Raw genomic sequence first — 22,490 nt, 5'->3', positions numbered from 1 at the left:
TCATGGATCCTAAAGACCCTATCCTCGCCGCCTATCGGCGAGCCTTTCCCAACATCTTCAATGATCTGAGCACGATGCCGAAGGAAAAGCTGATTTATGGACCCAACCAGATTGAGGCGATGATCGATCAAAACACCACGATTTCCCAGCAGCTCACACTGTGGAACCAAAATGGTTCGCGTGTCATTCGCGGCAAGCAGATCGTGACCCCGATCGAGAATTCCTTCCTGTATGTGGTTCCTTTGTACCTCACCGCGGAGGGCAAGAACTTTCCGCAGCTCAAGCGAGTGATAGCCGTCGCCGGCGACAAGGTTGTGATGGAGCCCACCTTGGACGAGGCGCTCGTTGCCCTTTTTGGTACGCAGCAAAATCAGCCAGCAACAGCTCAAGGACGCGGGACCCAGACGACCGGTGCCGCGCTGGGGACGACGGTTCGTGAGCCAGATACTGGGCGGGCGAGAACCCAATTCGAGGATGCCCAAAAAGCGATGCAGCAAGGTGATTGGGACAAATTCGGTAAAGCCATGGAGGCTCTCAAACACCTGCTAGCCAATCCGCCCACTTAGGTGATCGCGGCGGCAGTTGGACCGGCTGCGAGCGGGTGCCTGACCGCCGGGGCGGCGCCTGATGTTCGGCGCGCTGTTACCAGTCGTGGTCACGCTGGGACTCGGCGTGGTCGCGGGCTCGCGGCACGACGAGGATGGTCTTCCTGCACGCCCTGCCACTCGCGCTGTTCGCCGGCACTATCATCATTTCCCGGACAGACCTGCTTAGCGACTGGCCGCTGTTCGTGGTGCTGATGATAGGGACACCTCTGTTAGGGTGACCGTTCGGCGTCGACACAAATTATGGTATCGACGGCCGGTTCGTTCGAAATGGGTAACAGATGCGGTATTTTCTCGATGCTGAGTTCAACGGGTTTGGCGGGCAACTGATCTCGCTGGCGCTTGTGCCTGAGGATCAAGGTGGATTGCCGTTTTATGAGGCATTGGCCTGTGTCGAGCCGACTTCTTGGGTCGCCGACCACGTGCTACCGGTTCTGCAAAAGCTGCCTGTTGCGCGCTCTGAGGTGATTGCGAAGCTGGCTTCGTATCTTCGTGCAGATCCGGAGCCGCTAGTGATCGCCGATTGGCCTGAAGATATCGCACACACGGCGCTGTTGATGATAACGGGCCCTGGATGGCGATTGCCTTCGCCGCGGCTAATATTCGAACTGCTCGACCTGCCGCTCTTTGATTCAACGGTGCTAAGTAGCGTGCCTCATAACGCATGCCACGACGCCGTCGTACTTCGAACCTACGTGTTAGGACAGGAACGCCCGAGCTCAAGATAGCCGAGCTCAGGTTCTCGGGTTGCAGTCGGCTTGCATCCCAATATGCCGCGCGTGATGGTGCGGAGCCTATGGGCGGAGCGAGGCGCCATGGTCATCACTACGGATTACGCAGAGGCCGCGGTTGCGATTGCACCGTCGCCGTCTGTCAGCAGCTTGCGTGGCCTCGACGGCGTCAACCTGTTCCTCGCCGGGGTATTGTCGGGCTTCGGCCCCTACGTCGCCGCATTTCTGGCCGAGCAAAACTGGACCCAAGAGAATATCGGTTTTGCGCTGAGCGCCGCTGGATTCGTCGGATTGCTCAGTCAACTGCCCGGCGGAGCGTTGCTCGACACTATTAGATCGAAGCGTATCGCGGTCGCACTGGGTGCCGCTATGGTTGCGGCGGGCGCACTGATTATTGCGCTTCGGCCGACCTTCCCGCTGGTGTTGGCCGCCCTGGTGCTTCAAGGGGTCACCGGCGGCTTCCTGGGGCTGGGGATTGCTGCCATCAGCCTTGGCCTGGTCGGCCATGCAGCGCTCGCCGAACAACTCGGACGCAATCAGCGCTTCGCTTCGACGGGCGGGATGGTCGCGGCCGGTCTCTTCGGCCTTGTCGCCTATTTCCTGTCGTATCGCGACATATTCTTCGCCGCCGCCGCGCTGGTGCTTCCGCTGCTCGCCGCGCTCTGCCTGATCCGGCCTTCAGATATCCATTTCGGCCGCGCCTCGTGCCTCCCGGAGCATCAAGGACCGAGCGCGCCGCCGAGAGTACAGCTCCGGAGCCTTTTGAAGAACCGCGGTCTGCTCATATTCGCCGGCTGCGTGTTCTTGTTCCAGATGGCGAACGCGTCGATGCTGCCGCTCACCGGCGAGGCGCTCGTGTACAGCAAGGAAGTTCGTTCCTCGCTCATCGTCTCGGCGTTGATCATGGTCCCCCAAGTGATCGTAGCGATCATGGCGCCATGGGCGGGACGCCAGGCGAACACCCGGGGCCGGCGGCCACTTCTGCTCGTCGGATTCGCGGCTTTGCCGATCCGTGCGCTGTTGTTCGCGTTGACCACCAATCCAATGATTCTCATCGCCGCTCAGGTACTCGACGGCGTCAGCGCAACGATGCTGGGCGTACTGACAGCGCTAATCGTCGCCGACCTTACAACGGGTACTGGCCGGTTCAACCTGGCGCAGGGGTTCGTCGGCACGACGTCCGGAGTCGGCGCTTCGCTCAGCACTACAATTTCAGGCCTTGTGGCCGCGAGCCTTGGCCGCGCGGCGGGATTTTTAGGTCTCGCCGCAGTGGCCCTGGCTGCCGTGCTGCTGCTGTGGTTGCTGATGCCTGAAACCAATCCGTCGCATAAGAACGAGCTCAGATGACCGCTCGAGGCCCGACATCTCCGACCTCGCCGCTACCATGGCAATCGAAAAGCCGCTCAAGCGGAAACAAGGAAACATCATTCGGCAAGTCCCCGTGGCGATCCGGGCCGCGAGATCATGTCACCACGTTCCAGCGCCAGTCGCGAACCTCCGGCATGTCCTGGCCGTGCTCGCTGATATAGAGCTTGTGGCGCTCCATGGCGGTCCAGTAGCGCGCGGTCGCCGCCTCCACCTGAGCGCTGAACCTCGGAATCCGCTTGATGGCGTCGAGCGCGAGCTGATAGCGGTCGAGATTGTTCAACACTACCATGTCGAACGGGGTCGTGGTGGTTCCCTCCTCCTTGTAGCCGCGGACATGAAAATTGTCGTGATTATGTCGACGATAGGTCAACTTGTGAATCATGGCGGGATAGCCATGAAAGGCGAAGATCACCGGCTTGCTAGTCGTGAACAGCTCATCGAAATCCTGGTTTTCCATGCCATGGGGATGCTCGGACTGGGGCTCCAGCACCATGAGATCGACGACGTTGACGACACGGATGCGGATATCAGGAAAATCCGCGCGCAGGTGCGAAACCGCGGCCAGAGTTTCAAGGGTCGGCACGTCTCCCGCGCAAGCCATCACCACGTCCGGATCGCCGGCATCGTTGCTGGCCCAGCGCCAGATACCCGCGCCGGCGGTGCAATGGCGAATGGCTGAATCGATGTCGAGCCACTGCCACTCCGGCTGCTTTCCGGCGACGATCAGATTGACGTAATTGCGGCTGCGCAAACAATGATCCGCGACCGAAAGCAGGCAGTTGGCATCCGGCGGGAGATAGATCCGCACGATCTCGGATTTCTTGTTCGCGACATGATCGATGAAGCCGGGATCCTGATGCGAAAATCCGTTATGATCTTGTCGCCAGACATGCGAGGTGAGCAGGTAATTCAGCGATGCGATTGGCTTGCGCCAGGGAATCTTTCGAGTTACCTTCAACCACTTGGCGTGCTGATTGAACATCGAATCGATGACATGGATGAAGGCCTCGTAGCACGAGAACAGGCCGTGGCGTCCGGTGAGCAGATAACCTTCGAGCCACCCTTCGCACAGATGCTCGCTGAGCACCTCCATCACGCGGCCGTTGACGCTGAGATCCAGGTCGACCGCTTCAACCTCCGCCATCCACTCCTTGCCCGCGACTTCGTAGACGGCGTCCAGCCGGTTCGACGCGGTCTCGTCCGGACCGAACAGCCGAAAGTTCTGCTGGGCGAGGTTGAGCTTCATCACGTCGCGGATAAACTTACCCAGATTGCGCGTCGCTTCCGCCTTGATGGCTCCAGGTGACGGGATGTCGATGGCATGGTCCCGGAAGTGAGGCATCGACAGGGGAATCAGCAGTTCGCCGCCATTGGCGTGCGGATTTGAGCCCATGCGACGATGGCCGGTCGGCGCCAGCGCCGCAAACTCATCGCGGAACTTGCCCTTCTCGTCGAACAGTTCGTGCGCCCGATAGCTTTTCATCCACGCTTCGAGCTGTTTGAGATGTTCGGGGTTGTTGATGTCCGCAATCGGGACCTGATGCGCGCGCCAGGTGCCTTCCACAGGGAGACCATCGACAAACTTCGGTCCCGTCCAGCCCTTGGGCGTGCGAAACACGATCATGGGCCAGCGCGGCCGCTCCGGCGTCTCCGCCCCGCCAATGGATCGCGCACGGCTCTGGATCTGACGGATCTGGACCAGAATCCTGTCAAGCGTGCCGGCAAGGCTTTGATGCACAAGCGCCGGATCGTCGCCCTCGACAAAATGCGGATCGTAACCGTAGCCGCGCAACAGCTCGGACAGCTCCTGACGGCCGATACGCGCCAGCACGGTCGGATTGGCGATCTTGAACCCGTTGAGATGAAGGATCGGCAGCACCGCGCCGTCGCGGGCGGGGTTCAGAAACTTGTTGGAGTGCCAGCTGGCGGCGAGGGCACCGGTTTCGGCCTCGCCGTCACCGATAACGCAGGCGACGATCAAATCCGGATTGTCGAAGGCCGCACCATAGGCGTGGACCAGCGAGTAGCCCAACTCGCCGCCTTCGTGAATGGAGCCGGGCGTTTCCGGCGACACGTGGCTCGGAATTCCATAAGGCCAGGAGAATTGGCGAAAAAGCCGATGTAGTCCGCCTCGGTCGCGCTCGATAGCGGGATAGCGCTCCGTGTAAGACCCTTCCAGATAGGTGTGCGCCACAATGCCCGGACCACCGTGGCCGGGACCGATGACATAGATCATGTTCAGATCGTTATCCTTGATCAGCCGGTTGAGATGGACGTACAAAAAATTCAATCCCGGCGTAGTACCCCAATGCCCCAGCAAGCGGGGCTTGATATGCTCAGGCCTGAGCGGTGTTTCCAGCAGAGCATTGTCCTGCAAATAAATCTGCCCGACCGAAAGGTAATTCGCGGCGCGCCAGTAGGCGTGCATCTTTTCGAGAAGTTCGGGCGACATTGGATCGGACATGGCGGGCTCCGGGTTTGAATGGATTTTTATCGTCAACCTTTCGACCTTGCCGGCGGCACGAGTTGCGCCCCGGCGCTGGCTCTTAGCTCCAATTGACCGTCGGCGGTCGCGCTACGGCGCATCATCTGCCCTCGACGCTGAGCGCTTCGAAGCCGGAGACAACGTCGAACAATTCCTCGTCGATCCCATTCTGTCGCAGCCGATGGAATGCCCCGTTGAGGTCCTCCAGCAATCCGTCGATGTTCTTGTCCGCGCGTTGCATCGCCGCCAGTCGGCTGGCGTTTTCGCTCGAGAGGGATTCGGCGCACGCCCGGAACAGTGAGATGAACAGGTATTCGTGAATGAGCGCCCGCAAGGTGGCGGTGGTTTCCCCGGTCACTTCGGGCAGATTTCCCGTCGGCCAGGGCAGTCCCGCGAGCCGCTGTCGCCAGTCTTTGTCCAGCGGCAACAATCGCTGATGTACGGGCGCATAGGCCGCCCGAGACATCGGGCGATTGTAGAACAGATGGAGCTCAGTGACCTCACCTTGGCTATGGCACGCCTCGCTCTGCACGAGAATCTCCCCGACGAGCGGGGTGATACCCTTTACGGAATTCGGCACGGCGAAGAAACCCATCAGCGGCAGGCCCGCGTCCGACAGCCGCGCGTGCGAGCGCTCACCGACGGCCCAGACCCGATGTTTGCCGGGCATTGCGGCGAGGGACGCCACCGCGTAATCCGCCAACAGGTCGTTAAAGCGGCCTACCAGTCCCTGGTCTGATCCGAACACGATCGCGTCGAGTGACTTCGCTTCGGTTTGCGCATCGCCTGCAACGAAAGGCGCTGCGGCAGCGCTTTTGCGGAAGCAGATGCTCAACCCCAGTTCAACGCTGCGATAATAGTCGCCCAATGCGCGCACCGCTCGCTCATACTGTCCGATGTTCGAGGCAGCCATGGCTTTCATCGTGCGAACGACAGATTGCAGTTCGCCGGCGCTGGCGATCTTGCGCCGCAGGCTCGCTGTGGTGTCGCTCACGACTTCTCCTCGGGTACTGGTGTGGCTTTCGGTGCGACATCCCTCTCGGCCTCTGGCGTGGGCCGGCGTTGACGATTTGGCTCGGCTCTGGCTTCCGTTGCGGACTCGGGCTGAGGCTGAAAGCCCATGAGTGCATTGCGGGCGATCTGGACGATTGTTGCCCGGTCTTCGGCGCTCAATGTCGCGGAGGTGTTCAATCGCGCACCCACCTCGGTCGGAACAGTCGCGGCCGCCTCTTGCACCGCGTGTTCGGCGTCCGTCATCCGGTCAATCGGAACCGGCTCGAACAGCCCCGCCGCCAACGCCAGCAGTACGGCGATTTGTCCGGGCACGGATACTGGAGCGAATTCCGATTGCTTCAGGCAGGCACGGATTCGCTGTCCATGTGCGATAATCCTGCGGGTGTCTGTGTCCAGGCGGGCGCCAAACCTCGCGAACGTCTCCAGTTCCTCGAACTGCGCATAGGCGAGCTTGAGGTCGCCTGCCACCGCGCGATAGGCCGCCCGTTGCGCCCTGCCACCGACGCGCGAGACCGACATGCTGACATCTACTGCGGGGAGTAATCCCAATTCAAACAGCGACGGCGAAAGGTAGATTTGCCCGTCCGTGATCGAAATGAGATTGGTCGGAATGTAGGCCGAGATGTCCTGCGCCTCGGTCTCGATGATGGGGAGCGCAGTAAGCGAGCCGCCGCCGAGTTCCGGACGAAGATGGGTCGCGCGTTCGAGCAGGCGCGAGTGGATGTAGAAAATGTCGCCGGGGAAGGCTTCGCGACCAGGCGGCCGGCGGAGCAGCAGGGAAATCTCACGGTAGGCGCGGGCGTGCTGCGTGAGGTCGTCGTAAACGATCAGGACGTCGCGCCCCGCATCCATGAAATGCTCCGCGATGCTGGTCGCGGCATAAGGAGCGATATAGGCAAGACCCGGCGGGTCATTGCCCTCGGTCACCACGACGATGGTGTGATCCATCGCGCCCTTGTCCCTCAAGCCCGCGATGGTCTTGGCCACGGCAGATGCCCGCTGGCCAATGGCACAATAGACGCATATGACATTCTCGCCTCGTTGATTGACGATGGTGTCGATGGCAATGGCGGTTTTTCCTGTCTGCCGGTCGCCGAGAATTAGCTCACGCTGGCCCCGCCCGACCGGAATCAGCGCGTCGATAACTGTCAGTCCGGTCTGGAGCGGCACGGTGACTGGCGCGCGGTCCATGATGGCTGCGGCGGGACGTTCGATCGGCAGGCGCTCCCTGGCCGCCACCGGCCCGCTGCCATCGAGCGGCCGGCCAAGCGGGTCGATGACGCGTCCAAGCAATTCGTCGCCAACACCCACGTCCATCACCCGGCCCGTCCGTTCCACCTCGTCACCACTGTGCAGATTCCAGTACTGGCCAAGCAGAACGACGCCGATTTCGTCCTCGTCCACGTTGAACGCAATGCCGAGCGCATCGCCGGGAAACTTTACCAACTCCTCAAAGCCCACATTGGGAAGACCCGTGACCTTGGCTACGCCGGTGGCGACGCTGACGATCGTCCCGACCTCCCGTGGCGTCAGTCGCGGCGTGAATGCTTCGCGTGCCTGCGCTATTCCGGCAAACGCGCCGTCAAGTACACTCTGCAGGCTTTCAGGTGCAGCGATCATTGGCACCCTGGTCCAGGCTCGGGTTTTTCGGATTGAGGCGCGGTTTTGCCGGCTTTAATCTTGGGCTTCGCTTGCGATTTGTCATTCGCTTCCAGGAGCCGGTCGACGCCCTGCGCGAGCGATCCGAGGTAGTCTGCGATGCTCCAGGCCACCTTTTGCCCATTCGTGGTGAGCTCGATCCCACTGACCAAATCCGGCGCGGTCTCGAACCGGACGCGTATTTCAGCCGAGAAAGTTTCATTCAGGCTATTTTGTATCGCCACGCGTTGCTCTGTTGGCAGATCAAACGCGCTGCGCACCAGCGCGGGGGCGGATGCGGATTTGAGGGCCTCGGCGAGGCCTGCTTTCGCGTTGCTGTCCATGTCCCGCACCCGGCGCGTGAATACGTCGGCCAGACGCTCTTCCAGACTCGTTGTGGCGAGATCCTTCAACGCCTTTCGCACGATGGCAAATACTTCCTGCCGGGTCCGGCGGCTGATAGCTGCACCTAAATCATGCGCCTCGCGTATCAGCGCATCCTGTCGTTTTGCACTCGATGCGTCGGCCGCCTGCCGCGCTTCGCCGAACAGCCGCTGACGTTCGGCCTTCGCCTCATCCCTCGCCTTGCTCAGGAGATCGGCGCGCTGCCGGTCGAACTCGGCGTTCTTGTGCTGGAATTCGTCGCGCTGTGCCTTAGCTTCGGACTTTTTTGCGTCGGCATCCGCAAGTTCCGTGGCGATCAGCTTTTCCCGTGCATCGACCGCGTCGAGTATCGGCTTATAGAGAAAGCGCTTCAGCAACCATACCAGAATGATGAAGTTGAGCGCTTGGGCTCCGACGGTGAACCAATCGATCAGCATGGCTACTTTCCGGCGGCCTGGGCAATGACGTGATTCCAGAACGGGTTAGCGAAGATGAGAATCATCGAAACCACGAAGCAATAAATCGCAATGGACTCGATCATTGCCAGACCCACAAACAAAGTACGCGTGATCGTCGTTGCAGAGTCGGGTTGCTGGGCGAGCGAACTCAATGCCGTCGCGACCGCGCGCCCTTCGCCGAGCGCGGGCCCGATACTGCCCAGCGCAATCGTCAAGCCGGCGGTAGCAATTGAAGCGATCGCGATGAGGGTTATGCTATCCATGGCGGTTGCTCCCGATCCCTTGTTCATGCATCAATGCTTGCCGCAGGTGGCGGCCTGGGGTTACGGACCCGGGTCGCGGATGCGATGTAAACCGCGGCGAGAATGCTGAAGATGTAAGCCTGCACCATGCCGGTGAGCAAACCGAGCGCGCTCATGGCGATCGGGAAGATGAAGGGCGTGATGGTCAGCAAGATCGCGATAATCATCGTCCCGCTCATCATGTTGCCAAACAGGCGGACTGCCAGGGCCAGCGTGCGTGAAAGCTCGCTGATGATGTTAAAGGGCAGCATGATGACCGTCGGCTCAATGTAGGACTTGAGGTAGCCGCCCAGGCCCTGCTCCTCGATGCCGAAAAGGGGTACAGCCACGAACACGCAGAGCGCAAGCGCGGCAGTGGTCGATAGCGAGCCGGTCGGGGGCTCGTAGCCGGGGATGATTGTGCAGAGACTGGCCAGGGCAACGAATAGAAAAAGCGTGCCGAGAAAACCGATATACTTCTTCGGTTGCTGGAGGCCGACGTCTCCGATCTGCTTCTCGATGCCGGTGACGACGATTTCCAGCAGGCTCTGCCAACGCGAACGTTCGAGGCCTGTGGAAAGTTTGCGGGTGGCGAGCTTTGAACCCAGGGCCAGCACCAGCATCAGTGCCCAGGTGAACACGATGGTGGCATTGAGCTTGAGAAACCCGCCTTGCCAGAAGATCATCTCATCGGAACTAAGGCGCATACCCGGCCTCCGGCACCGGCCGGTTTCGGATGCCTCCGGACGATCGGGTCAACCGGGTCACAACCCAGCGGGCCACGACGAATCCAGCGAGTCCAAGCAACAATCGCTGCCATTGCCCGCCGGAGATAAGATAGAGTCCGACCAGGGTAATGCTCATCCGCAGCAACAGGCTGCCGAAGAACCAGAACACCGGTTGCTCCGACGAAACCCCCTTGCGCACCGTCCACCACAAGCCACCGAAGAAAATAACGCCCAGCAAAACGCCCGCCGGCAACGCCACCACCAGCGGCCAAACCTCATTCATCGTCATCCTCCTGCTCCTGTCGCATGGCCTTTTCTTCATTCGCTACCCAGTGCCAGGCATTGAAACAGCCGATCGCGAGCCCGGCCACCAGCAGCGCCAGTGTCCAGCCGTGTTTTCCCGGATAATGCCGGTCCAGCCACATGCCGAGCGCGGCGCCGAGCAGCGTCGGCACCGCCACTGACCAGCCGATCAGCCCCATCATGCCCAAACCGAACCAGACACCCTGCGCGGAGTTGCGCCGTGCCCTCAGCTTGCGCGCCGCCTTCGCGCCGACCTCCTCGCTGAACGACAGGTTCCGCTTCGAGGGTCCGGTTTGAGGATCGTCAGGCATTGTGAAAAGCCGCCATGCGGCGCATGAGATCGCCTTCCATTTTCGCCAACACCGAGCGCACGCTTCGTTCCTTCGCGTCCAGGTCCAGAAACTGCCGTTGGACCGTCTCGCGCAAATGACCGAGGTTCGCCCCGGCAATGGCGTTGCGAACGGAGACGAGCACCTCCAAGCCGGTCTTGACCAGCACACCCTCATCCACGGCCACGTAAGCCTCGCCCTCCGCTTTCGTTTCGTAAATGAGAATTCCCGGTGCGAGCGCCGCCACGCAATCCAATCGGTGGGCCAAGAGTCCAAACGAGCCTTCGCGGGTCTCCGCAACAATGCGGAACACGCCGGTCCTTTCGGTGAAGACCTGAAATGGCAAGAGAACCTTAAGACGCATCGGCGTTACCGGCATGTCCGGGCGTCGGTTGAGGTTTCGAGCCAGGTACGGGATGCGACCCAAGTGTCGCTTGGGCTGTCGATCTGTTGGCAGCAGTTACGCCGGCGCCCGCACTGGCATCGGGTTCCGCTCGAGTTGCAGGCGCGCCGGGTTTCACTTTTTCCTTGGCTTCGGAGATCGCTCCAATCATGTAGAGCGCGCTCTCTGGATAGTCCTTGAATTCATCGCGCAGGATCCGCTCACAGCCGTCCAATGCGTCCTCCAGGCTGACGAGTTTACCGTCGATCCCGGTAAACTGGGTGGTCGTAAAGAACGGCTGAGTGAGGAACCTTTCCAGGCGGCGGGCGCGGAGGACGACGTTGCGGTCCTCCGCCGAAAGCTGCTCAAGGCCCAGCATCGAAATGATGTCCCTGAGTTGAGCGTATTGCGCCAATGTCCGCCGGATTTCCTGCGCCAGCCCGTAGTGCCGGATGCCGACAATGCCGGGCGTCGCCATCTTGGAATTGGATTGCAGCGGGTCAATGGCCGGGAACAGTCCTTCACTTGCCCGCTTGCGCGAGAGTACGATCGACGCGGAAAGATGCGAGAACGTATGCACGGCCGCCGGATCGGTGAAATCGTCCGCTGGCACATACACCGCCTGAATTGAGGTGATGGCGCCGGTGTCGGTATTGGCGATGCGCTCCTCCAGACTCGACAGCTCGGTGCCCATGGTTGGCTGATACCCCAGCCGCGACGGCATCTGGCCCATCAAGCCCGATACCTCCATGCCGGCCTGGATAAATCGAAAAATGTTATCGATGAGCAACAGCACGTCACGATGCTCGTCGTCGCGGAAATACTCGGCCATCGTCAGTGCCGCGTGGCCAACCCGGAAGCGGGCGCCAGGGGGCTCATTCATCTGACCGAACACCATCACCATGTTCGGCAGCACGCCGGCCTGCTTCATCTCATGGTAAAGCTCCTGGCCCTCCCGACAACGTTCGCCGATACCGCAAAATATGCTCACGCCTTGATGTTGTCCGACCATGTTGTGGATCATTTCGGTGAGCAACACCGTCTTGCCAACGCCCGCCCCGCCGAATAGTCCCGCCTTGCCGCCGCGCTCTAGCGGAGTAAGGACATCGATCACCTTGATGCCCGTTTCAAAGATTTCCGACTTGGTGGATCGTCGCGCCAGTGCCGGCGGCGGCTGATGCACGGATCGCCATTGGCAATCCGATAAAGCTGCCCCGCGGTCGATGACGTTGCCAAACACATCGAACATGCGGGAGAGCACCTCTTTGCAGACCGGCACCTCCAGCTGGCCTCCGGTGTCTTGCACCGCCATTCCGCGAGCGAGACCCTGGGTCGGTGTAAGCGCGATCCCGCGCACGCGACACGCGTCCAGCTGCGCGAGCACCTCGATCACGATCTGCCCCTTATCCCCGGCACGTAACACCGAGTAGATCGGCGGCAAATGCCGATCAAACCGAACATCCACAACACTGCCGCGGACCGAGACGACCGCACCGAGGCAATGAGTCTTCGCAATTGCTTTTCCGGGCATTTAAATCATCTTAAGGGCCGCTGGCTCGTGACGTCAGATTCGGAAACTACTCAGTCGCTCGCTGAGCGCGCCTGAGCCGACGAAAGGCGCATGGCTTCGAGCTCGGCCTGCGCCTCGCCCAGTTCGATGAGAATCCGAAGCGTTTCGGCCGCTTCTGCTTCATCAAGGCGGCTCATGGCAAATCCGACATGGATCAGGACCCAGATGCCCACGCAAGACGAGACCGGATGCTCCTCGTCGACGATACAGGCGATGTTGACCTTACGCCGGACGCCGCCGACGTCGACGATCGCCAGCATATTGGCGGCGTCGTCGATTTTCACGATGCGGCCTGGAATTCCTAGGCACATGAGGCGTCTTCCCGGGTTCGCGGTACGGGCGCTGGAGCGGAGTTCAACGGCATGGGATCCTCATGCCGTCAGCCCCGCCGGTTCCATCATGGCGGCGGCGCGCGCCTCGATCCAGGCGTAGAACGCCGCAAGGCCCTCGCCCGTCCGGGAGGAGATCGTCAGGACCTGAATGCTTGGATTTACGCGCAACGCCGCCGCAAGACAGGCGCTGACGTCGAATTCCAGATGCGGCAGCAGATCGACCTTGTTCAGCAACATGAGAGCCGAAGCAGCAAACATGTCCGGATATTTCAGCGGCTTGTCCTCGCCTTCCGTCACCGACAGCACGACCACCTTGTGCGCTTCGCCGAGATCAAATGCTGCCGGACAAACGAGGTTTCCGACATTTTCAATGAACAGCATGCCACCCGGCGCGAGTGACAGACGATCAAGCGCGTGGCCAATCATGTGAGCATCGAGATGGCAACCTTTACCGGTATTGATCTGCACGGCCGGCGCGCCGGTTGCGCGGATCCTCTCGGCATCGCGCGAAGTTTGCTGGTCGCCCTCGATCACGGCAATCGGCCAGCGGTCTTTGAGGTCGTTGACAGCGCGAACGAGCAGCGAAGTCTTTCCGGAGCCGGGACTGGAGACAAAATTGAGGGCAAATGTCCTGGCTCTCCGCAGTCGAATGCGGTTGGCGTCAGCGAAGGCGTCATTCTTCGATAGCAGGTCGCGCTCGATACGGATCGTCCTCCTCTGGCTCGCTCCAGCCAAAGTAACTCCGGCGATGCCCTTGCCAAAATCGATGGTCTCATCGATCCTTCCGTGATGACGTTCGTGTGAGTGCGGGTGGGCATGATCCTTGCCATGATCATGCTCATGGGCGTGAGCCGCAACAGTTCTTTCCGGGCCAGGATCTCTGGTCGGGAGATCTGCTCCACAACCGCAAACGGTGCACATCACTCCACCTCCAGTTCGGACAATCGCAACTCGCCGCCGGCCGTCATCGTCACCTGCGCGGCGCCGCATACGGGGCACGCCGCAAACCGTTCATGGAGGGATACGGTCTGCCGGCAGGACGGGCACCAGCCCTCACCCAATACCTGTTCAATCTCCAGCCGCGCCCCACCCGCAATCGTGCCCCGCGTGACGACGTCGAAGCAGAAACGCAGCGCCGCCGGCTCGGCATGACCGAGCACCCCGACCGCCAATCGGATCACTCGGACACGCGAAAATTCCTGCTTCCGGCGCTCGTCCTCGACCAATGCCACGACGCTTTCGATAAGCGACATCTCATGCATGCCCGGTACCCCGCGGACCCGCGCCGAGCCGCGTCTTGAGTGTCTGGATCACGATCGCCGCATCGACAGGCTTTAGAAACACGCCTGATATGCCAATCTCGTGCAGGCCGACGGAGCCCATCAGGGCGTCGCTGGCGCTGCTAAGAATATAGCAAGGAATATTTCTGCCGCCGGCATGAAGCCTCTCGGCGATGGTCGCGCCCGCATGATCCGCATCCAAAATCAATTCTGCAATCACCGCATCGGGCTTGATCCGCATCGCCGTGCGCTCGCCCTCCCGGTCGTTGGCCGCTTCCCCCACCGAGAAATCGGCCGCCTCCAGGGCGACGCGCAGGGCTGCGCGGGCGTGCGCATCGGTGTCGACAAGCAGGATCGTCCTGCGCCGCTCGAAGAAGCCGATATTCATATTGCCTCCCTGGACGTCGCCTGCGCTTGCACGGCACGAAACCGCTCGGTAAGCATGGCCAGGGCTGCGCTCAGATTAGCTTTGGCGCCTGATGTCAGCGCCTCGGTGAACTCGAACTCGTAGCCCCGGATTGCAAGCAGGAAGGCCTGCGGCGACGCGCCGTAGCATTGGCTTGCGATGGCAAGAACAGCTTCGGGGCGCACGATGTGGCTGGTGAATTCGATGATGGGCTGTGGCGACACAACTCGCACGGAGTACGGCGATGGTCCAGTTCTGGCCGCATCGACGAACCACACGATGTCATGCGCCGCGACATCCATGGCGTCCTCAATGTTGAGCTGGTAGTTGTCGAAGGCGGTCAGATTGCGTAATCCCAGGCTTTCGATCTCCGCTACCGCCGCCGGGCCCAGCCCGTCGTCCTGACGCCCCGGATTGCCATAGCCGAGGACGAGAACGCGTGTCTCACGCGGAGGCGAAGCACCGGATCCGGAGCTGCTCATTGTTTCAACCGCCTTGCGATCACCGCGCCGTCGGCATCTTCAAGCGTGACGATCAACGGCATGTCGCCGAGCGCGTCCGAGATCGTCCACCTCATAGTGATGCAGCAGCGTTCCACGGGGCGCCTCGACGATGGCGATACCCTCGGGCCGCCGCTCACCGGTCACGACAAGGTCCGTGCCCTGGAGATCGTCGTCGAACAGCAGATCCCGCACCGTTTCCGCACAGTGAATCATGCAGATCAGGCGAGCCCAATGATAGGCAAGGGTGGCATGGACGAGCCCGCCACGTCCGAGCGCCATGAAATCCTTGCGTGCGGCCTCCGCGATCGGCGTGCCGATGAAGTCGCAGCAGTTCAGTTGGGCCAGCGGACCGACCCGGTACCATCCGTTCTCGCGGTCAAGCGAGCGGATATGCGGAAACTTCATATAGCTCCAGGAGCGCACTTCCTCGATGAGGTAGTCGCGATAGTCGGCGGGGCGCACGCCCGCAAAGATCGGCTTTCCCCCGGCATCGATCGCCCGAAGCAAGCCGTCATAGAGATCCATTCCGCCATCGGCGCCCACGATGCTCATGTAACTCGATGGGAAGCTCGCGAAGCTCTCGTGCAGCTTCTCATGCGAGCGCACGAAGGATTTGTGCAGCTCGAGGGCTTCGCAGCACCACTTGACGATCTGGTCGACGTCTTTGCGAAGTGCATCGCGGTTCTCCACCGACAGGTTCTGGTTGACGCCGCCGGGAATGCACAGCCGCGGATGAATTCGCCGGCCACCGGTCGCGGCGATCACCTGCTGGCCGAATTTTCGAATGAAGATTGCCCACTTGCCAACCTCGGGGAAGGATTCGATCACGCCGATGATGTTGCGCCGCGCGACAGGGGCCTCGAACCCGAGCAGAAGATCAGGAGAGGCGAGATGGAAAAAGTTGAGCGCGTTGGACTGCAACACCTGCCCGTAATGCATCAGCCGCCGAATCTTTTCCGCCGTGGGCGTCAGCTTGTCCACGCCGGCGACAACATCCATGGCCTTGGCGGCACAGAGATGATGGCTGACCGGACAGATGCCGCACAACCGCTGGACGATAACCGGAACTTCCCAGTACATCCTGCCCTGAATGAAACGTTCAAATCCCCTGAACTCCACAATATGAAATCGGGCCTGTTCGACCTCGCCGGCCTCGTTGAGACGGATCGTGACCTTGCCGTGGCCTTCGACACGGGTGACGGGATCAATGACGATCTTCCTCGGCGCGCGGACAGCTTCAATGTCGGTCATCGCAGTGGCGCTCCGGTCATGATGCTATCATTCGTACTTGCATAGAAGATAGGGCAGCGCCGGTACCCTGCCGGTGAGTAAGGCCTTGAGGCCTTCCCAGATGGCGTCGCCGGAAGGCGGACAACCCGGCAGGAAGTAATCAATCTTGACGACCTCGTGCGAGGGATAGACCCGATCCAGCAGCAATGGCAGGTCTTCGTCATTCGGGATCAAGCCGTCTCCTTCAAGAGAGGTGCCATTGAGGTAGACGGCCTCCAGGCATTCCCGCAGGCCTACCGTGTTTCGCATCGCCGGTATGCCGCCATTGATGGCGCAGGCCCCTACCGAAACCAGGATGCGGCAATGCTTGCGGAATTCCTTTAGCTCCCTGATGTTGTACTCGTTCGAGCAGCCGCCTTCGATGAAGCCGACATCGACCGGCTGATCGAACGTCTTTTTGTCATCCAAAGGAGAGACGTCGAGATCGACGAGCTCGACCAGTTCGAGGATCCGCTCGTCAATATCGAGCAGCGACATGTGACAGCCAAAGCATCCTGTCAGCGAGCATGTCGCAAGCTTGGGTTTTGTCATTTTCGAGACCAAGGTGGCGGTCATGATTTACGGCTCGTCCTTTTGGCCTCGATGTCGCTGCCGATCGGCGATTTATCGAAGCGGCGGCTGCCATTCGGGATCCGGTAACTGCCGCGCTTGATGACAATGCAGCCGACCGGACAGACACTGGCCGCCTTGTCGATGGCGGCCATCTGGGTTTCTCCGAGCCCACCCTGCGCATCGACGTTGAGCCGCATTTTGATCCCGCGCCCTTCAAAACCGAAAACCGTCTTGCCGTCCTCCATCCGCGAGGCGCGGATGCAGCGCGAGCAAAGTATGCATCGGTCGTGATCGAGATAGATATCGGGGTGTGTGGCGTCGATCTTTCGGCCGGGCTGCTGATAGGGTTGAGCCGGCGCCACCATGCCAAGCCGGTAGCCGAGCGCCTGCAATTCGCAATCCCCACTGGCCACACAGTACGGACAGGGATGATCGCCTTCGACAAACAACATTTCGATGATGGCGCGCCTGTCGCCGGTCAGTTGCGGCGTGTTGCTTTCGACAACCATGCCGTGGACAGCCGGTGTGACACAGGCTGCACCGTTGCGGCCATTGATATTGCAAGTGCAGACACGACAATTGCCGGCGGGCTCCAGATCCGGATGATGGCAGAGACGCGGGATATAGATCCCTGCCGCGTCGCAGGCCTGGATCACCGATTGCCCCTCGGTCGCCTGCACCTCCATCCCGTCGACCGTAAATCGGAAGGTTACGGCATCCATCCTAGTTCTCCCTGGTTGCGGGTTCGCGTCCCTGGACCGCCACCGCCTCGCGCAGCGCGTCATCCAAGGAGACGCGCGGCGTGAAGGGCTGAGGTGCGAGCCTCGCCTCGTAGAGCTCGGGAAAGCTGCGCATCGTGCTCAGGATCGGGTTCGGCGCCATCTGGCCGAGGCCACAGCGGCTCATCCGCGCGACGGTTTGGCCGAGCGCCTCGATCTGGACCAGATCCGAAAGCGTTGCGCGTCCGGCGACCACCTTCTCCATCCCCTGCTTTAAAAGGGTGGTCCCTACCCGGCACGGTGTGCACCAGCCACAGGACTCGTCGACGAAGAAATCGGCGAATTGCAAGGCTATTGCCAGCACGTCGCGCCCTGGACCGAACACCATCGTCGAACCGCCGGTCGAAAGATCCTCGTAGGCGATGCGGCGGCCGAAATCCTTCGGCGCAATGGACTGGCCCGAAGGGCCGCTGACCTGGACATATTCGGCATCCGGCGCACCCACGAGGTCAAGCAGTTCGTTGACGGTGATGCCGAACGGCACCTCATACACCCCCGGACGCGCGCAATCGCCCGCGACGCTCATCAACTTCGTCCCGGCTGATTCCTTCGTGCCTTGTCCTGCAAACCAAGCGGCGCCCTTCTCGATGATGCGGGCGGCGCAGACGAAGGTCTCGACATTGTCGATGCAGGTCGGCTGGCCCAGATAGCCGCGCTCGGTCGGAAAGGGCGGCCTGTCTCGCGGCGCGCCGCGCTTGCCTTCGAGCGATTCGAGCAGCGAGGATTCCTCGCCGCAGATGTAGGCTCCGGCCCCCAGCTGGATCCGGATGTCAAAATCAAACCCGTCGCGGCCACAGATGTTAGTGCCGAGAAATCCGAGGCTGCGGCGGGTCTGCAGCGTCTGCTGAAGCGCATCCCAGAGAAAGGCATACTCGCCCCTGAGATAGACGAGCCCATGCCGCGTACCCAGCGCGTAGGCCGCAACCGTCATGCCATCGAAAACAAGATCGGAAAACTCCGACAGCAGAACGCGATCCTTGAACGTGCCGGGCTCCCCCTCATCCGCGTTGCAGACCAGATAGTGATCCTTGCCGGCGGCCTTGCGGGTGAGCCGCCATTTCAATCCAGTCGGAAATCCGGCACCGCCGCGCCCCCTCAGTCTGGCGCTCGTGATCTCCTCGATGACCTTGTCCGGTGAACGAGCCAGCGCGGCGACGATCCCGTCGGCACGACCGCGTGCACCAGAAAGCAGCGGCCCGGACTGAACCAGGCTGGATGCCACCCTCGCTTTGGGCAACATGATGCCCTCTGAGGGATGCACAGGGAATGGAGGCAAGCCGCCGTCATTTCCCAGTTGTCGCAATGCGCCGACAATTCCTGGCACATCCGCGGGCGACAGCGCGGTCAGCACAACCCTGTTGACCAGGGCCGCGGGTTCCTGATCTGCCATGCCGATGTCACTCGTCCACTCGAGCGTGAATTTGCCATCCAGCGAGGTGGCTCCCAGCTCGATACCGAGCTCCGCTTCGAAGGCGCGGGCGACATCCTCTGCGCCCTTCATGAAGGAGATCGGCGTCTTGGACAGCCGTATCCGGAACTGACCGCGGGGCGCGCGGTCGAGAAACGAATAAAATGACAGCGTATCTTCGATTTCGACGCGGTGAATGCCAATCCCGCTCGCGATTGCCTCGATCGCGTTATCGCTGATGAAACCGAACCGGTATTGGACCGCCTCGAAGATATCAAGGAGACGGCTTCGGTTCGCCGCGAACTCCCTGACGATGGCTTCAACGGCGGCATCAGTGTTCGCGTTCATCGGCTAACCCCGCTCCTCTAAATCAGCGTAACGAGCCAGCCCAAGCAGGAATTCGAACGCGCGTTCGCGTATCTTCAGACCAAGCTTGAATTTGGCCGGGATCGGCTTGACCTCAGCCAAAGCAGGCGCCTTTGATCGGGCTCCCAGGAACTCTCAGGCCACATTCAATGATATGCTGTCACGCCCGATCACGTGGCGGCTGATCAATTCTGCTCACTCACCAAAAATTAAGCCGTCGGCGCTCGGCCTGATCGTGGGTCCGCGGCATGATCAACCGCCGGCAGACGAACTGAGCTAGTGGCTCAGCGGGATTTTGATCCATCCGGCCTTGCGGCGAAGACCCGAAGCACTTGGCAACGGCGGAGCTCGTGCGGCGTGCCGCTCACGATGAGCGTCATCGGCTCTCCCGCTTCCAAAGTTGCCTCGAGGCGTTGCTTGGTCTGGTCGATCATGACCTTGAGGCGGCGACCACGCCACTGAAGGCCGAAGCCGAGTCCGCGCCAACCCACCGGAAGTTGCGGGTCGATGACCACGGCGTCGCTGCGCAATGACACCCCGGCGAAGCCGAACACTGCCGTCAGCCAGATCCCGCCAAGGGCTGCGATATGCACGCCACCACTAATCGCCACATGGGTATCCGCAAGATCAATCGCTGCGGTCTGCCGAAAGTAGCCCAACGCCATTTCGGAGTAGCCTAGCCGAGCCGCGACCAGCCCATGCATCGCCCGGCTCAGCGAACTGCCGTGGCCGCAGCGAGGCTCGTAGTAGTGGAAGTTCGCTGCCCCAGTCTCGCCAGCGAACTCCTCCGGCAGCAGCGCGAGATGCGCCACGACATCAGCCTGTTTGACCACCTGGAATCGTTGCGTCCGCTCCCGCCCAAGAACCACGTCCATTGGCACGGACCGGCCTGCGTAGTCCGCCAGATTGATCTGTTCAAGGGCAAAATAGCCTGCGAATTGTTCGAACAGCCCCGTTCTGAAATCAAGACCTGCCGATTTTGCCCGCGCTGCATCAAGGGTGCGAAAGCGATACATGAGCAGCGCTCGCGCGGCTTCCGGCCATGTCAGGATATAAAAGGGCAGAAGGAATATCTCTGTGTCCCAGAACACGTGGCCATGATAATCGTCCCCGGTCAGCGCCCGCGCGCCGATCGACACGCGCTCGTCCGCCGGGTCGACGGCGCTGTTCAGATGGTAGGTAGCGAACCGCAAGGGAAACTACTCAGCTCCACACGAGCTGCAGCCAACGATGTTGCATCAAAACGCAGCTGCAGCCCGCTGTTACGATTGTGTTGGAAATTTGGTTTGCAGAATGCAGCGCTGCCGTGCGTTGCCATTCGCTATCTCAAAAGATACCGTTTGCGGTCCGTCGTCGATCTCTTGCACGCTGGGCTTGGGAAGTTTCCGCATACGCTGTTCCCCTATGAAACTTTCGCGCTGGTCACGAATGAAGCCGGTCGTAGGTCGGATGAAATTGCCCGGGATGGTTGGATGGTCGTCTAGGGCCCGGCAGACTGGTCTTCAATCGGCGTGCGCAGCCCCAGCCGCGATCTTGCGCGCCTTCGACAGGCGCTTCGGCCGACGATCCGCGCTGGGTTGCGTGTTGCGGACGGCCTCGGTCAGCATCTGGCGCAGCTCTGCCTTCGTCTTCGGCGGTTCCCGCGTGATCGATGCTTGCCAGTAAGCCATGGACCGTATGTGGGGATTCCCGAAGGAGATTTAAACCCCACTGGGGATCATAAAAAATCATTGGCAGCCCACGGATCATTTCACGCGCCGCTTCGCCGCTCTGCGCCGCGGTCGATCTACCCGCTGTTCTTGTGGCCTCACCTCTCGCGCAAGCTCTCCTGCTTGTACCGCAGCAGCGGAGATAGCAGATAGCTGATGACCGCTCGCGATCCGGTCTTGATCTCCACGGTGACGGCCATTCCGGCAGAGAGATTGACCAGGTTCTCATCGATCTGCATCCGGGTGCGGTCAAGAGAGATGCGCGCGGCATAAACCAACTCCTGACCGGCAGGCTCGCTGCTGCTCGCTTCTGCGCCCGGCGCCTTGTCGCCGGCCTTGTCCGGCTGCGGCCTGTCGCGCGCGATGGCGTCCTGCGTCACGCTCAGCACTCGCCCCTTTAGCAGCCCGTAGCGGGTGAAGTTGAAGGTGTCGATCTTGATCTCGGCGTCCTGGTCCACGTGGACAAAGCCGATGTCCCGGTTCGACACCATGGCTTCGATCTCAAGGTGGCTATCGGCCGGCACCACCACCAGCAATGCTTGCGCCGGCGTTACCACCCCGCCGACGGTATGCACCGCAAGCTGTTGCACCGTGCCGTCGACCGGCGCGGCGAGCAGCTGAAGCCTTGTTCGCTGCGTTGCCTTGGCCAGATCCTCGCGCAGCCCCGCGGCCTTGCGCTGCGCCTCCACCAGCTCGCCCGACAGGGTACGGCGGAACTCCGCCGCGGCCTGCGCACGCGCTTGGAAAACCGCCGCCAGGGCGGCCTCCGCCTCGCGCGACCGGCTCTGCTGGACGAAGAGTTCCTGCCGGGTCTCGACCAGCGACTGGAGAATCTCAAGGTAATTCACCTTCGAGCCGGTCTCACGGGAATAGAGAAGCTGCCGGATATCGACCCGCTCCTGCAGCACGGGAAGCACCGCCTCGATCTTGTTCACCGTTGCCAGGATAGTGGCGAGTTCGGCCTGCTTCTGGGTCTGCTGGCTGTCGAGGGCGGCGAGCTTGGCGCGCTGTTCGTCGATCTGTTGGATCAGGAACTGTCGCTGCGTCGCCACCAGCGCCGGATCCGCCCCCTCTGGCGGACGAAAGCCGGCGAGCGGGTCGGGATCTCCGTCAAGCGCCGCTTTGAGCCGCGCGACGTCGAGTTCGGCCACGACGAGGTCGCTCTGGAAATGCTGGCGTTCGGCCTCGTTCATGGTCGGATCGAGCTCGACGAGGACATCGCCGGCCTTGACGCTCTCCCCGTCGCGAACCCGGATGGCGCGGACGACACCGGTTTCGAACGGCTGGATGATCTTGGTGCGGCCGCTGGGGATGATCTTTCCCGGCGCCGAGGCGACGATGTCGATATGGGCGAGCGAGACCCAGACGAGTGCTAGGCTGAACAGCGCGATAACGGTTCCGCCGATCGCGCCGGCCAGCGGCGGCGCTGGTGTTTCGACAATCTCCAGAGCGGCCGGCAGGAAGGCGAGTTCGTTCTTCCCACGCGATTTCGGTGCCCGGAAATAGCTCATGGCGGCCTCAGCGAACTTCATGGATACCAGCCTGCAGGCGATGCAGCGACGCGTAGCGCCCATCAGTGTTGATCAACT

At 61.3% G+C, this 22,490-nt stretch carries 24 protein-coding genes; 3 read left to right on the top strand and 21 right to left on the bottom strand.

The window, feature by feature from the left end:
* From ABSG20_RS14615 to ABSG20_RS14605, 3 genes are all read left to right on the top strand, one after another.
* On the top strand, window positions 1-566 hold a 566-nt coding region (locus ABSG20_RS14615), incomplete at its 5' end, for a UPF0182 family protein (RefSeq protein ID WP_423865212.1).
* Window positions 567-886: 320 nt separating this feature from the next.
* The gene (locus tag ABSG20_RS14610; protein WP_423865211.1) at window positions 887-1,333 is read left to right on the top strand and encodes a hypothetical protein; all 447 of its coding nucleotides are present in this window, start codon (window positions 887-889) and stop codon (window positions 1,331-1,333) included.
* Between the two features lie 87 nt (window positions 1,334-1,420).
* The gene (locus tag ABSG20_RS14605) at window positions 1,421-2,683 is read left to right on the top strand and encodes an MFS transporter (protein ID WP_423865210.1); all 1,263 of its coding nucleotides are present in this window, start codon (window positions 1,421-1,423) and stop codon (window positions 2,681-2,683) included.
* Window positions 2,684-2,798: 115 nt separating this feature from the next.
* Here the strand turns inward: ABSG20_RS14605 and ABSG20_RS14600 are convergent, their stop codons facing one another.
* The 21 genes from ABSG20_RS14600 to ABSG20_RS14500 all read right to left on the bottom strand — a co-directional run bounded on the left by ABSG20_RS14600 (window position 2,799) and on the right by ABSG20_RS14500 (window position 22,433).
* Window positions 2,799-5,168: a phosphoketolase family protein gene (locus ABSG20_RS14600; protein WP_423865209.1), complete on the bottom strand. Its 2,370-nt coding sequence runs from the start codon at window positions 5,166-5,168 to the stop codon at window positions 2,799-2,801.
* Window positions 5,169-5,289: 121 nt separating this feature from the next.
* On the bottom strand, window positions 5,290-6,183 hold the full coding sequence (locus ABSG20_RS14595) for a F0F1 ATP synthase subunit gamma (protein ID WP_423865208.1): 894 nt from the start codon (window positions 6,181-6,183) through the stop codon (window positions 5,290-5,292).
* Window positions 6,180-7,823 carry an alternate F1F0 ATPase, F1 subunit alpha gene (locus ABSG20_RS14590; protein WP_423865207.1) on the bottom strand — a complete coding sequence of 548 codons (1,644 nt, stop codon included), beginning with the start codon at window positions 7,821-7,823 and terminating at the stop codon, window positions 6,180-6,182. Before ABSG20_RS14590 ends, ABSG20_RS14595 begins: the two co-directional genes overlap by 4 nt.
* Window positions 7,820-8,662: a F0F1 ATP synthase subunit delta gene (locus ABSG20_RS14585; RefSeq protein ID WP_423865206.1), complete on the bottom strand. Its 843-nt coding sequence runs from the start codon at window positions 8,660-8,662 to the stop codon at window positions 7,820-7,822. Before ABSG20_RS14585 ends, ABSG20_RS14590 begins: the two co-directional genes overlap by 4 nt.
* A 2-nt stretch (window positions 8,663-8,664) precedes the next feature.
* Window positions 8,665-8,973, bottom strand: coding sequence for a F0F1 ATP synthase subunit C (locus tag ABSG20_RS14580; RefSeq protein ID WP_423865205.1), 309 nt, complete (start codon window positions 8,971-8,973; stop codon window positions 8,665-8,667).
* On the bottom strand, window positions 8,970-9,650 hold the full coding sequence (locus ABSG20_RS14575; protein WP_423865204.1) for a F0F1 ATP synthase subunit A: 681 nt from the start codon (window positions 9,648-9,650) through the stop codon (window positions 8,970-8,972). Before ABSG20_RS14575 ends, ABSG20_RS14580 begins: the two co-directional genes overlap by 4 nt.
* A 10-nt stretch (window positions 9,651-9,660) precedes the next feature.
* Complete coding sequence (locus ABSG20_RS14570) at window positions 9,661-9,975, bottom strand: N-ATPase subunit AtpR (protein WP_423865203.1); 315 nt, start codon at window positions 9,973-9,975, stop codon at window positions 9,661-9,663.
* Window positions 9,968-10,306 carry an AtpZ/AtpI family protein gene (locus tag ABSG20_RS14565; protein ID WP_423865202.1) on the bottom strand — a complete coding sequence of 113 codons (339 nt, stop codon included), beginning with the start codon at window positions 10,304-10,306 and terminating at the stop codon, window positions 9,968-9,970. Before ABSG20_RS14565 ends, ABSG20_RS14570 begins: the two co-directional genes overlap by 8 nt.
* Entirely contained in the window at window positions 10,299-10,703 is a 405-nt protein-coding gene (locus tag ABSG20_RS14560) for a F0F1 ATP synthase subunit epsilon (RefSeq protein WP_423865201.1), read from the bottom strand. The genes ABSG20_RS14565 and ABSG20_RS14560 overlap by 8 nt, the downstream gene beginning before the upstream one ends.
* Window positions 10,678-12,237 carry a F0F1 ATP synthase subunit beta gene (gene atpD / locus ABSG20_RS14555; RefSeq protein ID WP_490338325.1) on the bottom strand — a complete coding sequence of 520 codons (1,560 nt, stop codon included), beginning with the start codon at window positions 12,235-12,237 and terminating at the stop codon, window positions 10,678-10,680. The genes ABSG20_RS14560 and atpD overlap by 26 nt, the downstream gene beginning before the upstream one ends.
* Before the next feature lie 50 nt (window positions 12,238-12,287).
* A complete protein-coding gene (locus tag ABSG20_RS14550; protein WP_423865200.1) occupies window positions 12,288-12,587 on the bottom strand; it encodes a HypC/HybG/HupF family hydrogenase formation chaperone in 300 nt (99 codons plus the stop codon).
* A 60-nt stretch (window positions 12,588-12,647) separates the two neighbouring features.
* Entirely contained in the window at window positions 12,648-13,529 is an 882-nt protein-coding gene (gene hypB / locus ABSG20_RS14545) for a hydrogenase nickel incorporation protein HypB (protein WP_423865199.1), read from the bottom strand.
* Window positions 13,529-13,861 carry a hydrogenase maturation nickel metallochaperone HypA gene (hypA, locus tag ABSG20_RS14540; RefSeq protein WP_423865198.1) on the bottom strand — a complete coding sequence of 111 codons (333 nt, stop codon included), beginning with the start codon at window positions 13,859-13,861 and terminating at the stop codon, window positions 13,529-13,531. The genes hypB and hypA overlap by 1 nt, the downstream gene beginning before the upstream one ends.
* A 1-nt stretch (window position 13,862) precedes the next feature.
* Window positions 13,863-14,276, bottom strand: a complete 414-nt coding sequence (locus ABSG20_RS14535; RefSeq protein WP_423865197.1) for a response regulator — start codon at window positions 14,274-14,276, stop codon at window positions 13,863-13,865.
* Window positions 14,273-14,776: a hydrogenase maturation protease gene (locus tag ABSG20_RS14530; protein WP_423865196.1), complete on the bottom strand. Its 504-nt coding sequence runs from the start codon at window positions 14,774-14,776 to the stop codon at window positions 14,273-14,275. The genes ABSG20_RS14535 and ABSG20_RS14530 overlap by 4 nt, the downstream gene beginning before the upstream one ends.
* A 39-nt stretch (window positions 14,777-14,815) precedes the next feature.
* Window positions 14,816-16,048, bottom strand: a complete 1,233-nt coding sequence (locus ABSG20_RS14525) for a Ni/Fe hydrogenase subunit alpha (protein ID WP_423865195.1) — start codon at window positions 16,046-16,048, stop codon at window positions 14,816-14,818.
* 27 nt (window positions 16,049-16,075) lie between these two features.
* On the bottom strand, window positions 16,076-16,618 hold the full coding sequence (locus ABSG20_RS14520; protein ID WP_423865213.1) for an NADH-quinone oxidoreductase subunit B family protein: 543 nt from the start codon (window positions 16,616-16,618) through the stop codon (window positions 16,076-16,078).
* Between the two features lie 20 nt (window positions 16,619-16,638).
* The gene (locus tag ABSG20_RS14515; protein ID WP_423865194.1) at window positions 16,639-17,361 is read right to left on the bottom strand and encodes a 2Fe-2S iron-sulfur cluster-binding protein; all 723 of its coding nucleotides are present in this window, start codon (window positions 17,359-17,361) and stop codon (window positions 16,639-16,641) included.
* A gap of 1 nt (window position 17,362) precedes the next feature.
* Complete coding sequence (locus ABSG20_RS14510) at window positions 17,363-19,174, bottom strand: NAD(P)H-dependent oxidoreductase subunit E (protein ID WP_423865193.1); 1,812 nt, start codon at window positions 19,172-19,174, stop codon at window positions 17,363-17,365.
* A gap of 302 nt (window positions 19,175-19,476) precedes the next feature.
* Entirely contained in the window at window positions 19,477-20,385 is a 909-nt protein-coding gene (locus ABSG20_RS14505) for a glycosyl hydrolase family 65 domain-containing protein (RefSeq protein ID WP_423865192.1), read from the bottom strand.
* A gap of 614 nt (window positions 20,386-20,999) precedes the next feature.
* The gene (locus ABSG20_RS14500) at window positions 21,000-22,433 is read right to left on the bottom strand and encodes an HlyD family type I secretion periplasmic adaptor subunit (RefSeq protein WP_423865191.1); all 1,434 of its coding nucleotides are present in this window, start codon (window positions 22,431-22,433) and stop codon (window positions 21,000-21,002) included.
* Window positions 22,434-22,490 lie beyond the last annotated feature (57 nt).

Origin of the sequence: Bradyrhizobium sp., assembly GCF_049512235.1 — a bacterium.
Lineage (GTDB): Bacteria > Pseudomonadota > Alphaproteobacteria > Rhizobiales > Xanthobacteraceae > Bradyrhizobium.
This window is presented reverse-complemented; position numbering and strand designations above follow the sequence as displayed.

Coding starts and splice junctions, on each gene's coding strand:
- ABSG20_RS14610 (WP_423865211.1), top strand. CDS start 887: ATGCGGTATTTTCTCGATGCTGAGTTCAACGGGTTTGGCGGGCAACTG.
- ABSG20_RS14605 (WP_423865210.1), top strand. CDS start 1,421: ATGGTCATCACTACGGATTACGCAGAGGCCGCGGTTGCGATTGCACCG.
- ABSG20_RS14600 (WP_423865209.1), bottom strand. CDS start 5,168: ATGTCCGATCCAATGTCGCCCGAACTTCTCGAAAAGATGCACGCCTAC.
- ABSG20_RS14590 (WP_423865207.1), bottom strand. CDS start 7,823: ATGATCGCTGCACCTGAAAGCCTGCAGAGTGTACTTGACGGCGCGTTT.
- ABSG20_RS14585 (WP_423865206.1), bottom strand. CDS start 8,662: ATGCTGATCGATTGGTTCACCGTCGGAGCCCAAGCGCTCAACTTCATC.
- ABSG20_RS14580 (WP_423865205.1), bottom strand. CDS start 8,973: ATGAACAAGGGATCGGGAGCAACCGCCATGGATAGCATAACCCTCATC.
- ABSG20_RS14575 (WP_423865204.1), bottom strand. CDS start 9,650: ATGATCTTCTGGCAAGGCGGGTTTCTCAAGCTCAATGCCACCATCGTG.
- ABSG20_RS14570 (WP_423865203.1), bottom strand. CDS start 9,975: ATGAATGAGGTTTGGCCGCTGGTGGTGGCGTTGCCGGCGGGCGTTTTG.
- ABSG20_RS14565 (WP_423865202.1), bottom strand. CDS start 10,306: ATGCCTGACGATCCTCAAACCGGACCCTCGAAGCGGAACCTGTCGTTC.
- ABSG20_RS14560 (WP_423865201.1), bottom strand. CDS start 10,703: ATGCCGGTAACGCCGATGCGTCTTAAGGTTCTCTTGCCATTTCAGGTC.
- atpD (WP_490338325.1), bottom strand. CDS start 12,237: ATGCCCGGAAAAGCAATTGCGAAGACTCATTGCCTCGGTGCGGTCGTC.
- ABSG20_RS14550 (WP_423865200.1), bottom strand. CDS start 12,587: ATGTGCCTAGGAATTCCAGGCCGCATCGTGAAAATCGACGACGCCGCC.
- hypB (WP_423865199.1), bottom strand. CDS start 13,529: ATGTGCACCGTTTGCGGTTGTGGAGCAGATCTCCCGACCAGAGATCCT.
- hypA (WP_423865198.1), bottom strand. CDS start 13,861: ATGTCGCTTATCGAAAGCGTCGTGGCATTGGTCGAGGACGAGCGCCGG.
- ABSG20_RS14535 (WP_423865197.1), bottom strand. CDS start 14,276: ATGAATATCGGCTTCTTCGAGCGGCGCAGGACGATCCTGCTTGTCGAC.
- ABSG20_RS14530 (WP_423865196.1), bottom strand. CDS start 14,776: ATGAGCAGCTCCGGATCCGGTGCTTCGCCTCCGCGTGAGACACGCGTT.
- ABSG20_RS14525 (WP_423865195.1), bottom strand. CDS start 16,048: ATGACCGACATTGAAGCTGTCCGCGCGCCGAGGAAGATCGTCATTGAT.
- ABSG20_RS14520 (WP_423865213.1), bottom strand. CDS start 16,618: ATGACAAAACCCAAGCTTGCGACATGCTCGCTGACAGGATGCTTTGGC.
- ABSG20_RS14515 (WP_423865194.1), bottom strand. CDS start 17,361: ATGGATGCCGTAACCTTCCGATTTACGGTCGACGGGATGGAGGTGCAG.
- ABSG20_RS14510 (WP_423865193.1), bottom strand. CDS start 19,174: ATGAACGCGAACACTGATGCCGCCGTTGAAGCCATCGTCAGGGAGTTC.
- ABSG20_RS14500 (WP_423865191.1), bottom strand. CDS start 22,433: ATGAAGTTCGCTGAGGCCGCCATGAGCTATTTCCGGGCACCGAAATCG.